Annotated in this window: 13 protein-coding genes and 1 pseudogene; 5 read left to right on the top strand and 9 right to left on the bottom strand. The window is 61.0% G+C overall.

What is annotated here, in order from left to right; all coding sequences use genetic code 11:
• The 4 genes from BLU37_RS11365 to dksA form a co-directional block, all read right to left on the bottom strand.
• Positions 1–2955: a sensor histidine kinase gene (locus BLU37_RS11365; protein ID WP_029379317.1), complete on the bottom strand. Its 2955-nt coding sequence runs from the start codon at positions 2953–2955 to the stop codon at positions 1–3.
• Positions 2939–3115: a hypothetical protein gene (locus tag BLU37_RS11370; RefSeq protein WP_003176118.1), complete on the bottom strand. Its 177-nt coding sequence runs from the start codon at positions 3113–3115 to the stop codon at positions 2939–2941. Before BLU37_RS11370 ends, BLU37_RS11365 begins: the two co-directional genes overlap by 17 nt.
• Before the next feature lie 76 nt (positions 3116–3191).
• Positions 3192–4091, bottom strand: coding sequence for a tRNA glutamyl-Q(34) synthetase GluQRS (gluQRS, locus tag BLU37_RS11375; protein WP_090204871.1), 900 nt, complete (start codon positions 4089–4091; stop codon positions 3192–3194).
• A 96-nt stretch (positions 4092–4187) separates the two neighbouring features.
• Positions 4188–4631: an RNA polymerase-binding protein DksA gene (dksA, locus tag BLU37_RS11380; RefSeq protein WP_010444136.1), complete on the bottom strand. Its 444-nt coding sequence runs from the start codon at positions 4629–4631 to the stop codon at positions 4188–4190.
• A gap of 308 nt (positions 4632–4939) precedes the next feature.
• On the opposite strand from dksA, the gene BLU37_RS11385 reads away from it, so the two are divergent.
• The gene (locus BLU37_RS11385; RefSeq protein ID WP_090204874.1) at positions 4940–6112 is read left to right on the top strand and encodes a pyridoxal phosphate-dependent aminotransferase; all 1173 of its coding nucleotides are present in this window, start codon (positions 4940–4942) and stop codon (positions 6110–6112) included.
• Positions 6112–6819, top strand: a complete 708-nt coding sequence (sfsA, locus tag BLU37_RS11390) for a DNA/RNA nuclease SfsA (RefSeq protein WP_090204877.1) — start codon at positions 6112–6114, stop codon at positions 6817–6819. The genes BLU37_RS11385 and sfsA overlap by 1 nt, the downstream gene beginning before the upstream one ends.
• Here sfsA and BLU37_RS11395 read toward each other — a convergent pair.
• Complete coding sequence (locus BLU37_RS11395; protein WP_090210931.1) at positions 6816–7136, bottom strand: Rieske (2Fe-2S) protein; 321 nt, start codon at positions 7134–7136, stop codon at positions 6816–6818. The two genes, sfsA and BLU37_RS11395, sit on opposite strands and share 4 nt — an antisense overlap.
• 123 nt (positions 7137–7259) lie before the next feature.
• On the opposite strand from BLU37_RS11395, the pseudogene BLU37_RS29445 reads away from it, so the two are divergent.
• Positions 7260–7337: pseudogene (locus BLU37_RS29445) on the top strand (hypothetical protein); the annotation flags it as partial.
• Positions 7338–7622: 285 nt separating this feature from the next.
• Complete coding sequence (gene deoC, locus BLU37_RS11400) at positions 7623–8408, top strand: deoxyribose-phosphate aldolase (protein ID WP_090204880.1); 786 nt, start codon at positions 7623–7625, stop codon at positions 8406–8408.
• A gap of 210 nt (positions 8409–8618) precedes the next feature.
• Here the strand turns inward: deoC and BLU37_RS11405 are convergent, their stop codons facing one another.
• The 4 genes from BLU37_RS11405 to BLU37_RS11420 all read right to left on the bottom strand — a co-directional run bounded on the left by BLU37_RS11405 (position 8619) and on the right by BLU37_RS11420 (position 11931).
• Positions 8619–9419 carry a Crp/Fnr family transcriptional regulator gene (locus BLU37_RS11405; protein WP_090204882.1) on the bottom strand — a complete coding sequence of 267 codons (801 nt, stop codon included), beginning with the start codon at positions 9417–9419 and terminating at the stop codon, positions 8619–8621.
• A gap of 15 nt (positions 9420–9434) precedes the next feature.
• Entirely contained in the window at positions 9435–9707 is a 273-nt protein-coding gene (locus tag BLU37_RS11410; protein WP_010444127.1) for a TfoX/Sxy family protein, read from the bottom strand.
• 233 nt (positions 9708–9940) lie between these two features.
• Positions 9941–10285 (bottom strand): pentapeptide repeat-containing protein, encoded by a 345-nt coding sequence (locus BLU37_RS11415; RefSeq protein WP_010444125.1) that lies wholly within the window; start codon positions 10283–10285, stop codon positions 9941–9943.
• 89 nt (positions 10286–10374) lie between these two features.
• Entirely contained in the window at positions 10375–11931 is a 1557-nt protein-coding gene (locus tag BLU37_RS11420; protein ID WP_090204885.1) for a bifunctional aminoglycoside phosphotransferase/ATP-binding protein, read from the bottom strand.
• A 115-nt stretch (positions 11932–12046) separates the two neighbouring features.
• Here BLU37_RS11420 and mrcB point away from each other — a divergent pair, with 115 nt between their 5' ends.
• Complete coding sequence (gene mrcB, locus BLU37_RS11425; protein WP_081354339.1) at positions 12047–14371, top strand: penicillin-binding protein 1B; 2325 nt, start codon at positions 12047–12049, stop codon at positions 14369–14371.

A 14371-nucleotide genomic window follows, 5' to 3' on the forward strand; every position in this document is an offset into this window, starting at 1 on the left:
TCAGTTCACAGCGGACGTCGCTTCGACATGACGGGGCAACGTTATCCGGATACGGGTGCCACGTTGGCTTTCGGTGTCAGCCGGGCTGTCGATGGTGATTTGTCCATAATGCTCTTCAACGATGGAATAGACCAGCGCAAGGCCCAGTCCGGTACCTTCGCCAGGGTCCTTGGTGGTGAAGAAGGGTTCGAACAATCGATCCATGATGTTCTTCGGGATACCACTGCCTTCATCTTCGACGATCAGATCGACGGTATGTTCGAAGGCTTCGCTCTTGACCCGCACCGCGCTGCCGGCAGGCGACGCGTCACGGGCATTGGACAGCAGGTTGATCAGCACTTGTGCCAGGCGCTGTGGATCGCCTTCGGCATAATGTTCCGGGTCGCAGAGGTTGAAGAACTGTACTTCGAAATTGCGCCGATTCAGCGCCAGCAGACCAATGGCATCCTGTGCGACTTCGGCCAGGCACACCGCTTCGTCGTTGTGCTGGTGGCTGCCGGCATGGGCAAAGCTCATCAGCGACTGGACGATGCGTGATACGCGTTTGGTCTGTTCGAGGATCTGGCTGCTGATTTCGATGATTTCGCCATCTTCCTCACGCTCTTCGCGCAGGTTCTGCGCCAGGCAGGCGATACCGGTGATCGGGTTGCCGATTTCATGGGCGACCCCGGCCGCCAGACGGCCGATACTCGCCAGGCGCTCGGAGTGCACGAGTTTGTCTTCGAGCATCTGGGTTTCGGTCAGGTCCTCGACCAGCAGGACCAGCCCGCTGTTGCCGGGCGCCAGCGGTTCGTCGATTGCTGCCTTGTGCAGGTTGAGCCAGCGGGTCTGGCCATCGAGGGCCAGGCGCTGTTTGTGCAAGTGTTCGTCGGGCAGGTTGATAAAACCTTGTAACAGTTCTTTCCAGGGCTCGCCCAGTGTCGCCAGGCGCGAGCCGACCACCCGTTGCGCGGCGACGCCGGTGAGTTCTTCCATTGCTCGGTTCCACATCAGGATTTCCTGATCCTTGGCCAGCGAGCAGACCCCCATCGGCAGTTCCTGCAAGGTCTGGCGATGGTAGCGGCGCAGGGCATCGAGTTCGGCCGCGAGGCCCGTCAGGCGCGAGTGGTAATCCTCGAGGCGGCTCTCGATGAAGTGGATGTCCTCGGTGACATAGCTTTCTCCGCCGACCTTGTAGGGCAGGAAGGTTTCGACCATGTCCTGGGCCACGCTCGGTCCCATCAGGCCGGACAGGTTGGCTTCGATCCGGTCACGCAGGCGCCGCAGGGCATAGGGGCGTCGCTCGTCGAACGGCAGGTAGAGATCGCGCAGGGCCTGCTCGACTTCCTTCTGCGCGGCCTTGGCGCCCAGTGGCTTGGCCAGTTGCGTGGCGAACTCCTGTGGCGAGGCCGCATGCAGCTCGCGGCGCTGCGGACGGCGGACGTTGTCGACCGCACAGGCCTCGGCGGCGCTGGCTTCCTCGGCACTGGCGTTACTGAACAGCGAGACCAGGGTGAACATCAGCACGTTGGCCGCCAGCGAGGCGATGGCCGCCATATGCCAACTGGTGTCGTCCAGTACGTAGATCATGTTCAGCAGTGGAATATAGAAACCCTGCAGGTTGCCGACCAGCGGCAACATCATGGTCACTATCCAGACCAGTACCCCAGCCAGCAGGCCGGCGATGAAGCCGCGCCGATTGGCGGTCGGCCAGTACAGCACCGACAGGACCCCAGGCAGGAATTGCAGGGTGGCGACGAAGGCGACGATGCCCAGGTTGGCCAGGTCCTGCTCGGCCCCCAGCAGCAGGTAGAAGCCATAGCCGGCCATGATGATCGCGACGATCAGGGCGCGGCGGGTCCACTTCAGCCAGCGGTAGATGTTGCCTTCAGCCGGCGGCTGGTAGAGCGGCAGTACCAGGTGGTTCAGGGCCATGCCGGAGAGGGCCAGGGTGGTGACGATGATCAGTCCGGTGGCCGCCGAGAGCCCGCCGACATAGGCCAGCAGGGCCAGGGCCGGGTTATTCGCGGCAATGCCGATACCGAGGGTGAAGTATTCCGGGTTAGTGGTTGCCCCAAGCTTCAGGCCGGCCCAGAGAATCAGTGGTACCGCCAGGCTCATCAGCAGCAGGAACAGCGGCAGGCCCCAACTGGCGCTGACCAGGGAACGCGGGTTGAGGTTCTCGGTAAAGGCCATGTGATACATGTGCGGCATCACGATAGCCGAGGCGAAGAACACCAGCAGCAAGGTCCGCCAGGGACCTTCCTGCAGCGGCGTGTGCAGGGCGGCGAGGGCGGTCTGGTTCTGCAGCAGCCACAACTCGAGCTGCTGTGGGCCGTCGAATACGCCATAAAGAGCATAGAGGCCGACACCGCCGATGGCGACCAGCTTGATCACCGACTCGAAGGCGATCGCGAACACCAGACCCTGGTGTTTTTCACGGGTTGCGATGTGCCGGGAACCGAAGAAAATGGTGAACAGCGTGACCAGTGCACAGAAGCTCAGGGCCACGCGATGTTGGACCGGCTCACGGGTGAGGATACCGATGGAGTCGGCCACTGCCTGGATCTGCAGCGCCAGCAGCGGCAGGACGCCGATCAACATGAACACCGTAGTCAGCGCTCCGGCCCAGGTGCTGCGAAAGCGGAAGGCGAACAGGTCGGCCAGCGATGACAGCTGGTAGGTGCGGGTGATCTTCAGGATCGGGTACAGCAGCACCGGTGCCAGCAGGAACGCCCCGGAGACACCCAGGTAGCTGGAAAGAAAGCCGTAGCCATACTGATACGCCAGGCCCACCGTGCCGTAGAAGGCCCAGGCACTGGCGTAGACACCCAACGACAGTGTGTAGGTCAGCGGGTGACGAATGATCGAACGTGGAATCACGCCCCGTTCGCTGATCCAGGCCACGCCGAACAGCGCCAACATGTACAAGGCGCTGATCAGCAGCATCTGGGTCAGGCTAAAGCTCATCGGCATCTTTTTGGCTCTGCAGGATGAAGGTCACGACGATCAGGATCAGCCAGAGCAGATAAGGCCGATACCAGGCGCCTGTCGCGTCGATCCACCAATCCATGATCGCTGGCGAGAACAGGTAAATCCCGACTACCAGGAGCAGGACCAAGCGATAGATGTACATCCTGGCCTCTCTTTTTTGTGACGTGCCCGAAAACGTGCGCCGATGGTAACGGATGGGCGCCAACCTGCAAGGGGCGTCAGTGCAATTGCGCTTCGGCCAGGGTCGCTACCCGGGGAATCAGTGTGGCATCCCAATGACCAATCCCCCAGTCGAGCACTTCCCGTGGCATGGCCTGTTGCAGCTCTGCAGGTGGTTTCTGGCCCAGCGTGCGCAAGGCGCGCAGCAGCAACGGTGTGGCATGGTCAGCGGTCAGTGGCGCGGAACGGTAGGACTTGCCGAGCTTGTTGCCGTCCGGCTGGGTGATCAGTGGCACATGCAGGTAGCGCGGTTGCGGCAGCCCGAGCAATTCCTGCAGGTAGAGCTGGCGTGGCGTCGAATCCAGCAGGTCGGCGCCACGCACGACATCGGTCACCCCTTGCCAGGCATCGTCGAGCACCACCGCCAGTTGATAGGCATAGAGACCGTCGCGCCGGCGGATGACGAAGTCGCCGGCCTCGCGTCCCAGGTGCTGGCGAAATTCACCCTGTACCCGATCCTGGAAGCTGTAGCTGAGTTCCGGCACCCGCAGGCGGATGGCGGCGTTCTGGCTCGCGTGGCCAAGGTTGCGGCACAGGCCCGGATAGATACCGTGGTAGGCCTCCAGCTCCTTGCGTGAGCAGGTGCAGGCGTAGGCCAGGCCCTGGCTGAAAAGCCGTTCCAGAACCTGGGCGTAGGCTTCGTGGCGGTCGCTCTGGCGGACCAGTTCACCGTCCCATTCGAAACCGTAACGTTGCAGCGCATCCAGGATTGCAACCTGGGCGCCAGGTTCCTCTCGGGGGGGATCGAGGTCTTCCATGCGCAGTAGCCAGCGTCCGCCAACCGAACGGGCGTCCAGGTAGGAGGCCAGCGCCGCGACCAGCGAGCCGAAATGCAGTTGGCCACTGGGGGTGGGGGCGAAGCGCCCGATATAGGCGGGAGAAGCGGTAAGGGTAGTCATGGGGCGCAGGGTACTGGAGAATTCGCCGGTGGTGCCAGCAAACGCAGAAACGAAAACGGAGCGTTCGCACGCTCCGTTCGTTCATTTCGGCGAGGGTTACTTGCCGACCTGTTTTTCCTTGATTTCTGCAAGCGTCTTGCAGTCGACGCACATGTCGGCGGTCGGGCGGGCTTCCAGTCGGCGGATACCGATCTCGACGCCACAGGACTCGCACCAGCCGTACTCTTCGTCTTCGATGAGTTGCAGGGTCTTGTCGATTTTCTTGATCAGCTTGCGCTCGCGGTCACGGGCGCGCAGTTCGAGGCTGAATTCCTCTTCCTGGCTGGCACGGTCGGCGGGATCAGGAAAGTTGGCCGCTTCGTCTTTCATGTGGTCAACGGTACGGTCGACTTCCTGCATCAGGTCCTGCTTCCACTTCTGCAGGATCTTGGTGAAGTGCTTGCGCATGGGCTCACCCATGTACTCTTCACCCTTGCTTTCAACATAGGGTTCGAAGCCGCTGATCGACTGAATGTTTTGCTGCTTTGCTTGGGTGGGCATGAATGGACCGCCTCTACTCTTCTAATCCATTGCGCAGGATTTCAACGTCACCGACACCTGCCGGCCCCGCGGCTGCAAGCGGGCGAACTTACCAGATCAAATCGGGGCGCGCTACTCCCGGTTGTCGAGCCTGGCAGAATGCAGTGGCTGATATTTCATTTTAGTCAATCCTGGGCATGATGCGGGAATGCATCGTTACCGGTCTTCATGGACTTCGGCGACGTTTTAAAGGTTCCCGGTGGACGGCGGTCGGGTAAAATCGGATTTTGCCCAACCCGATTTTGCCTACACGAATGCAAGGAAGGCCAATGGCTCAGTCTTATAGTGCGCGCAGTCGCGCGATCGAACCGTTCCACGTGATGGCTTTGCTGGCGCGCGCCAACGAGTTGCAGGCTGCCGGACACGATGTGATCCACCTGGAAATCGGCGAGCCGGATTTCACCACCGCCGAGCCGATCATCCAGGCGGGCCAGGCGGCCCTGGCCGCAGGCAAGACACGTTACACAGCGGCTCGCGGCTTGCCGGAGTTGCGCGAAGCGATCGCCGGTTTTTATCGGCAGCGTTATGGTCTGGATGTCGATCCGCAGCGCATCCTCGTCACGCCCGGGGGCTCCGGGGCTTTGCTGCTGGCCAGCAGCCTGCTGGTGGACCCGGGCAAGCACTGGTTGCTGGCCGACCCGGGTTATCCCTGCAATCGCCATTTCCTGCGTCTGGTGGAAGGTGCTGCGCAGTTAGTACCGGTCGGACCGGATGTGCGTTACCAACTGACCGCCGAATTGGTGGATCGCCATTGGAACCAGGACAGTGTCGGTGCCCTTGTGGCGTCACCGGCGAACCCGACGGGAACCTTGCTCAAGCGTGACGAACTGGCCGGGCTGTCGAGGGCGGTCAAGGCTCACGGCGGTCATCTGGTGGTCGACGAGATCTACCATGGACTGACCTACGGTTGCGACGCCACCAGTGTGCTGGAAGTCGATGACAGTGCTTTTGTCCTGAATAGCTTTTCCAAGTATTTCGGCATGACCGGCTGGCGCCTGGGGTGGCTGGTGGCGCCCCCTGAGGCGGTGGCCGAATTGGAGAAGCTGGCCCAGAACCTCTATATCAGTGCCCCGAGCATGGCCCAGTATGCTGCGTTGGCGTGTTTCGAACCTCAGACCCTGAGCATTCTCGAAGAGCGTCGGGCCGAGTTTGCCCGTCGCCGGGATTTCCTTCTGCCGGCATTACGCGAGCTGGGTTTCGGCATCGCGGTTGAGCCCGAAGGGGCGTTCTACCTGTATGCGGATATCAGCGCGTTCGGCGGCGATGCCTTCGCGTTCTGCCAACACTTCCTGGAAACCGAACACGTGGCCTTCACCCCTGGCCTGGATTTCGGCCATCACCTGGCCAGTCAGCATGTGCGGTTCGCCTACACCCAGAGTCTGCCGCGCTTGCAGGAAGCGGTGGAGCGGATTGCCCGTGGCCTGCGGAGCTGGCAAGGCTGATGCGCTTTTCTCCTGCACTCGAAGAAGGACGGCTGATCAAGCGCTACAAGCGTTTCCTGGCGGATATCGAGACCACCACGGGCGAGTTGCTGACCATCCACTGCCCCAATACCGGTTCGATGCTCAACTGTATGGTCGAGGGAGGGCAGGTCTGGTTCAGTCGCTCCAACGACCCCAGGCGCAAACTGCCCGGTACCTGGGAAATCGGCGAGACCCCTCAGGGGCGGTTGGCCTGCATCAACACGGCGCGCGCCAACCCGCTGGTCGAGGAAGCCTTGCGTGCCGGGCTGATCAGCGAACTCGACGGTTTCACCGGGTTGAAACGCGAAGTTGCCTATGGCCAGGAAAACAGTCGGATCGATTTCCGCCTGGACTATCCGACAGGGCCGGCGTTCGTCGAGGTGAAAAGTGTCACCCTCGGTTTTGATGGCACGTCGGTGGCGGCGTTTCCGGATGCGGTGACCCAGCGTGGCGCCAAGCATCTGCGAGAACTGGCTGCGCTGGCCCGGGAAGGCATACGAGCGGTGCAGTTGTACTGTGTGAACCTGACGGGGATCGAAGCGGTGCGTCCGGCGCAGGAAATCGATGGCGCTTATGCCCAGGCGCTACGTGAGGCGGTGGCGGCAGGCGTCGAGGTCCTTGCCTATGGTGTCAGCTTGAATGTCGAGGAAATCCGCCTGGATCGGCGCTTGCCGGTACAGCTCTAGCAATCCCCGACCCAGACGCCTTCAGCGTCTTCCCGGCAGGCCAGCGCCGTCAGTGATTGACCGGCGCAGGGGCCGGCCACGCATTCGCCACTTTCGATCAGGAACAGTGCGCCATGGCTGGCGCACTGGATCAGGCTGGCGCTGGCATCGAGAAACTGGTCGGGCTGCCATTGCAGGGCAATGCCTCGATGCGGGCAGCGGTTGTGATAGACATACACTCGACCTTCACGCCGCACGGCCAACACTGGGCGGCCCTCAAGTTCGAAGCCTCGGCTGCTGTTGTCGGCGAGGGTGTGTGAAGCACAGAGAAATTTCATGTCGATCCCTTGCAGGCCAATCTTGCCTTTATAGAACAAGGATAAGGCAACCGACGCGATTGCAGGAAACCTGTGACAAGGGATGTTCCGGTGCGCTGGCAGGCTCGGAGCAGGTCTTGCAGGCTCAAGGCGGTGTTCGGCCTTGAGGTACTGGTGCTGCTGTACCCTGAACGTGGACACCCGCTGATCATTGCCCGCTGAGATGACGCGGGGGTATGGACTCGTCAGTGGATTCATCCGTCGGTTGTAGGTCGAGTCGGAAATAACATCTATGCGAGTCGACAAGCTGTGGTTTGTAAGACTTATGGACTGTTAGGCGAAGATGAGTCTTGTTCTTGTGTCGTCCAGCTCTTTGTCCTGAGCTCGCCCTGATTTCCCCCGAATGACTCCTTTATTGTTGTGTCCACAGCGCGCCTTCAGTGTCGTCTGGCGTTTCGGCCGCAGATGCTTGTCGCGTGGGTGCAATGATCGGATGGGAGAGCAAACATGAAACAGATCAATCAGACAGACCAGCAGTTGGCCCATCAGGCCATCGGCCTGCTCGACCTGACCTCGTTGAGCAATGACGACGACGCCGAGCGCATCGTCTCCCTCTGTCGGCGGGCCATGACGCCTTTCGGGCCGGTCGCTGCGGTGTGTGTCTTTCCGCGCTTCGTCACTCTGGCCCGGCAGACGCTCGACAGCCTGGGCGCGCAGGTGGTCCGGGTGGCCACAGTGGTCAATTTTCCTTATGGCGGGCCGAACGTGGCGTCAGCGGTCTCGGAGACGGAAGCCGTGCTCAGGGCCGGGGCGAACGAAGTGGATCTGGTCTATCCCTATCGCTCGCTGCTGATGGGCGATACCCAGACGGGCCAGGCCATGGTGTCGGCCTGTCGCGAGCTGTGCAGGGGGCGGGCCAGACTCAAGGTGATCCTGGAAACCGGCGAATTGCGTGACCCGCAGATGATTCGCCAGGCCAGTCAGGATGCAATCGCTGCCGGTGCCGATTTTCTCAAGACCAGCACGGGCAAGGTACTGATCAACGCCACTGAGCAGGCGGTGCGCATCATGCTCGAAGCCATCGCCGAGCGAGGCGGGCTGGTCGGGTTGAAAGCGGCGGGTGGAATTCGCACCTTCGCCGATGCACGAACCTATATCGAGCTGGCCAAGTCCCGCTTCGGCGCCGCCTGGGTCGACGCCGATCACCTGCGTCTCGGTGCCTCGGGGCTGCTGGACGAGTTGTTGGCGCAGCTGGAGTGGGCGACCGGGGGCTCGATCAGTCCGGGTGGTTGACAATGAGCGTGTTTCAGGCAAAAAAAAGACCCGGCAAAAAGCCGGGTCAATAACCGTGATTAGCCTGATGAGGAGATAATCTGAAGAGTCCGAACCAAGGGCCTCCAGAGAATCCAACCGATCTCGCGATCAGTTGTGATAATCATAACGATTCTCATTTCTAAGTCAACAGCTTTTTCGCGACCGCTCGTCGCCAGTGCTTTTGTCCGCTCAACGTGGCGCGTTGGCAACGTTCAGGCGGGTAACCTCCTTGTTCAGCAGGTCGATCCGGCGTGCCATGCTCTGGATCAGGCTGTGGGCGATACGCGGGTTGCTCTGGGCGAGATTGAGGAACTGATCCTTGGGGATCAGCATGACCGAACAGGGCTGGCTGGCGATCACGCTGGCACTGCGTTTTTCGCCGGTGAATACCGCCATGGCCCCGAAAATCTCATCCTTGGGCACATCACCGACCTTGTGTCCGTCGACGAAGGCTTCGGCATGCCCTTCGGTGATGATGAAGACATGATCGGCATCATCGCCCTGGCGGATCAGTACGTCGCCCGCCGCGACTTTCTGGAAGCCGTTGCTGCTGCGGAATTCCGGTTGTTTGAGACGGGTGACGGCATCCGACAGCAGTGCGGTCTGGCCCATCAGGTAACGCAGCAGCAATTCGCTACGGGCTTCGTCGGCATATATATGCTGAAATACTTCGCGTCGCTGGTAGGGCAGCAGGCGAAGCGGACTGTCGCAGCTCAGCAGGCAGCGTGGCCAGTCGATGCCTTGGCGCAGTCCGACCAGGTCGCCTTCATACAGATAGAAGAGGGGGCGCTCGTCGACCCTGGCATGCAATAAACCGCTTTCGATCAGGAAGACCCGATCGTCGGCCAGCAGGGGAGCCAGGTCGGCAGTCTGTTCGAACTCGATGGCTTCGTCACAAGGGGACAAGCCGTCCAGTAGTCGAGTGGGAATGCTCTGTAGCCGACTGATCAATTCATCGGCGTAGGCGGGTTGCTCCCCGAGTAGATACATGACAAACCTGCACAATCAATTCTTATGGCGTGACGATATCGCTTCCAATTGTTTATTCAAGGCTTCTTTGCGTTCCAGTGGGATGTCATTCCAGTGAATGTCCATCAATGCCCCCTCAATCGCGTACAGCAGCACCTTCGAGGCTCTGAATCCACGGGTTCTCACTGCGCGATAGGCGTCCACTGCCCCGAGGCGACGCAAATCGGATGCGCTGTGGATACCCACCGCGTGCAGCCATTGTGCTGATGTCTTGCCCAGGTTTTTCAGATGTTGCAGTTCATCGTTCATCAAGCCTCCTTGCGATGGCCGAACGCTGCGGTGACGAGAATAGGCAAGCCTGAAAGGAGTGTAGCGGTCAGTAGGAAAAGCGTGGTTCGTTGGTCGGTTTGGGCGCAAAAGCTTCTAAGAGCCAGCGCGATCGCATACTGGCCCAGAGGAGCCAGGCACAGAAAAAGAGCGAACTGCCGCAGCGCAGGGTTCTGATGGGGCCTGCGCCGGCGACTACGGTGATACCCGAATTGTTACTCGGGTTCGTAGCGCATCCGGGTGCCGAACTGTACGGACATCAGGATCTCGGCCGCTTTCAACTGCACGGGAAAGTAGGCACCGGAGATCTGCGCGTGGGCCACGCTGGCACCTTCGAGCCGAGAGTTCTGAAAGTCGACTCCGCGCAGGTCGGCAGAGCGGAAGTAGGCGTCAGTGAAGTCGACTCCCTCGGCATTCAGTTCGCGCAGGTCGAGGCCGCGAAAGTCGCCGCCGCGCATATCGATGGGGCCGTCCTTGGGGCGGGCCTTGTTGAAGCCGGCGATATCATCTTTATGCAGCAAGGCATACAGGGCAGAGTCAAGAAGCTTGGGCTGGCTCATGGGGCATCTCCCGTTGGATTTATGACGCCATTATAATGCCACTATGTTTCAGCCGTGAAGCGGTTGTGGCTTCACGGCTGAAATAGTTTTTACAGGTTAGGCAGACGCAGGCGAATTTGCGCGATCAGCGTGTCAAGGCTGCCGCTTTCGTTGGTCTGGACACGCTTGGTGTGCAGGATCTCATCGGCACCCAGTGCTTCGCGAGTGGCCTGTTGCGCCGCAATGACCTCCAGAGTCGCATCGGAAGGGTCGACAGCATCGGCCTGACGCTGTGCCAGCCAGCTCTCGATGACGGCCTGTGGGGCATCGCAATCGATGATCAGGCAAGGTGCGCCGGTGGCTTCGGCCACTTTGGCGGCGGCGTCACGCTGGTCGCGCTTGAGATAGGTGGCGTCGATCACTACCGGGAAGCCGGCACGCAGGATGATGTCGGCGATTTCGTGCAGGCGCTGGTAGGTCTGTGCGCTGGAATCCTGGCTATAGATGCCGGCGCCGACGTCATGGGTGTTCTGCTGTTTGCCGAACAGGCGTTTGCGTTCCACGTCCGAACGCAGACGCACGGCGCCGAGCGCCTCGACCAGACGTTGGGCCACATGGCTCTTGCCGACCGCCGAGACACCATGGGTGATCGCCAGGAAACGCGATGGAATGGTGCTGTAGCTTTCCGCCAGGTTGGCGTAGTTGCGGTATTGGCGCAGGGTGGTCGCGCGTTGTACCGCAGTGGCCTCGGGCGACAGGCTGAACAGCGCAACCTTGGCCCGGACCAGGGCGCGATAGGCCTTGTAGAAGTTCAGGACTTCCAGGCCCTGGTAGTCGCCGGTCAGTTCCAGGTACTGGCTGATGAAGCGTCGTGCCAGGCTCTTCAGGCCACGGTCTTCCAGATCCATGGCGAGGAAGCCGATGTCGGCGTAGACATCGGTGAAGCGGAACGGCTCGTTGAATTCGATGCAGTCGAAAATCACCACCTTGCCGTCGATGACGGTGGCGTTGCCCAGGTGGATGTCACCGTGGCATTCGCGGATGAAACCGTCGGCCTTGCGCTGGCTGAACAGCGGCTTGAGGCGTTCGAAGCTGGACTCGGCCCAGGCTTGCAAGGCATCGAGTTGCAGCAGGTCGGCCTTGTCCTGCAGGAAGGGACGAATCTGTTCGAAGTTCTGTCGGACCGGCTCCATGACCGCTTCCGGAGTACCCTGGTAGTGTTCCTTGGGCACTTGCGGGGCGTTTTGGTGGAAATGCGCGATCTGCTGGGCCATCTCGTCGATGTGCCAGGCGCTCAGTTCGCCGTTGGCCTGCAGGGTGCTGAGCAACTGGCTCTGCGGGAACTGGCGCATTTTCAGGGCGTATTCGATGGCCGGGCCGTCGCCGCCCAGTTGTGGTGCCTCGGCGCTGCCGGTGATGGGCAGGACTTCCAGATACAGGTCGTCGGTCAGGCGCTGGTTCAGGCGTAACTCTTCATTGCAGAAATGCCCACGGGCGGGCAGTTCGGTGAAGTCCAGAAAGCCGAAGTTCATCGGTTTCTTGATCTTGTAGGCGTAGGAGCCGGTGAGCAGCACCCAGGAAATGTGGGTTTCGATGAGCTGGAATCCTTCTACCGGGTGCGGGTAGAGGGCCGGGTTTTGCAGGGCGGCGATCAGGGACTGGCTCACGAGCGATCCTTCAAGGGTCAGAAATTCAAGGGCGTCATTATGGCCGCTAAGGAGGGGAGTGCAAACCGGCGGGTGTGCATGTTGATCATGAATAAAGTGCGTATAATCCGCGCCCATGACTCGTACCCGATCCCCTCGCTCCAAACCCAAACCTCCTTCCGGTGGCCTGCGTCCCTGGCTCGGCTGGGCACTCAAGCTCAGTCTGGTCGGTCTCGTGGTGCTGGCCGGCTTCGCCGTCTACCTCGATGCCGTGGTGCAGGAGAAATTCTCCGGCAAGCGCTGGACCATTCCGGCCAAGGTCTATGCCCGGCCGCTGGAGTTGTTCGTCGGCCAGAAGCTGAGCAAGGACGACTTCCTGACCGAACTCGATGCCCTGGGCTATCGTCGCGAGCCTGTGGTCAACGGACCGGGTGCGGCGTCGGTCAATGGCAACACGGTTGACCTGAACACCCGTGGCTTCCAGTTCTATGAGGGCATGGAGGCCGCTCAGCCGGTGCGTGTGCGTTTTTCCGGCGACTATGTGGCCGAGCTGTCTGGCGTCAATGGTTCGAAACTCTCGGTGGTCCGTCTCGAACCGCTGTTGATCGGTGGGCTGTACCCGAAAAACCTCGAGGATCGGATCCTGATCAAGCTCGACCAGGTGCCGCCGTATCTGCTCGAGACCCTGGTGACCGTTGAGGATCGGGACTTCTATCATCACTTCGGGGTGTCGCCGAAGTCGATTGCCCGAGCGATCTGGGTCAATACTTCGTCCGGGCAGATGCGCCAGGGCGGCAGTACCCTGACCCAGCAGTTGGTGAAGAACTTCTTCCTGACCAACGAGCGCAGCCTGAGTCGCAAACTCACCGAAGCCATGATGTCCCTGCTGCTGGAGATGCATTACAGCAAGCAGGAGATTCTCGAGGCCTACCTCAACGAGGTCTTCATCGGTCAGGACGGCCAGCGTGCCGTGCACGGTTTCGGTCTGGCGAGCCAGTTCTTCTTCAGCCAGCCGCTGTCGGAGCTGAAGTTGCACCAGGTGGCGTTGCTGGTGGGCATGGTCAAGGGGCCGTCCTACTACAACCCACGGCGTTATCCCGATCGGGCGCTGGAACGGCGTAATCTGGTCCTCGATCTGCTGGCCCAGCAGGGCGTTGTGACTACCGAGCAGGCCGAGGCGGCGAAGAAGATGCCGCTGGGCGTGACCAAGCGTGGCAGCCTGGCCGACAGTTCGTTCCCCGGCTTCCTCGATCTGGTCAAGCGTCAGTTGCGCGAAGACTATCGTGACGAAGACTTGACCGAAGAGGGTCTGCGGATTTTCACCAGTTTCGACCCGATTCTGCAGATGAAGGCCGAGGCCTCGGTCAATGACACCTTCAAGCGTCTTGATAGTCGCAAGGGTGCCGAGGACGTGGAGGCCGCGATGGTGGTGACCAACCCGGAAACCGGTGAGGTCCAGGCCATGATCGGCAGTCGCCAGCCTGGTTTTGCCGGATTCAACCGCGCCCTGGATGCCGTGCGCAACATCGGCTCGCTGATCAAGCCGGCGGTTTACCTGACGGCACTGGAAAAACCGAGCCAGTACACGCTGACCAGTTGGCTGTCGGACGAACCCTTCTCGGTGAAAGGCGCGGATGGGCAGGTCTGGAAACCCCAGAACTTCGATCGCCGCTCCCACGGCACGATCTTCCTCTATCAGGGCCTCGCGCACTCCTACAACCTGTCGACGGCACGTCTGGGCCTGGAAGTGGGTGTTCCGAATGTGCTCAAGACGGTCGCTCGCCTGGGGATCACCCGCGAATTCCCTGCCTATCCGGCGATCCTGCTGGGTGCCGGTGGCATGACGCCGATCGAAGTGGCGACCATGTACCAGACGCTTGCCAATGGTGGTTTCAATACACCGATGCGCGGTATTCGCAGCGTTCTGACGGCTGAGGGCGAACCGCTCAAGCGTTATCCGTTCCAGGTCCAGCAACGCTTCGATCCGGGCTCGATCTACCTGATCCAGGCGGCGATGCAGCGGGTGATGCGCGAGGGTACCGGTGCCAGTGCCTACAATGTGCTGCCCAAGACCCTGACGCTGGCGGGTAAGTCCGGCACCAGTAACGATTCCCGCGACAGTTGGTTCGCCGGCTTCAGCCAGGATCTGCTGGCGGTGGTCTGGCTCGGTCGCGACGACAACGGCAAGACGCCGTTTACCGGCGCCACTGGGGCATTGCAGGTCTGGACCAGTTTCATGAAGAAATCCGACCCGTTGCCCCTGGACATGCCGCAACCGGATAACATTGTCCAGGCGTGGATCGATCCGCACACCGGGCAGGGCTCCGATGCCAATTGCCCAGGTGCAGTACAGATGCCGTATATTCGCGGCAGCGAGCCCGCGCCCGGAGTGGCTTGCGGTGGGTCGGCGCCAGCGCCGGCCAGCGAAGTGATGGATTGGGTCAAGGGCTGGTTGAATTAA

The sequence above is a fragment of the Pseudomonas asplenii genome (genome assembly GCF_900105475.1).
Classification (GTDB): domain Bacteria; phylum Pseudomonadota; class Gammaproteobacteria; order Pseudomonadales; family Pseudomonadaceae; genus Aquipseudomonas; species Aquipseudomonas asplenii.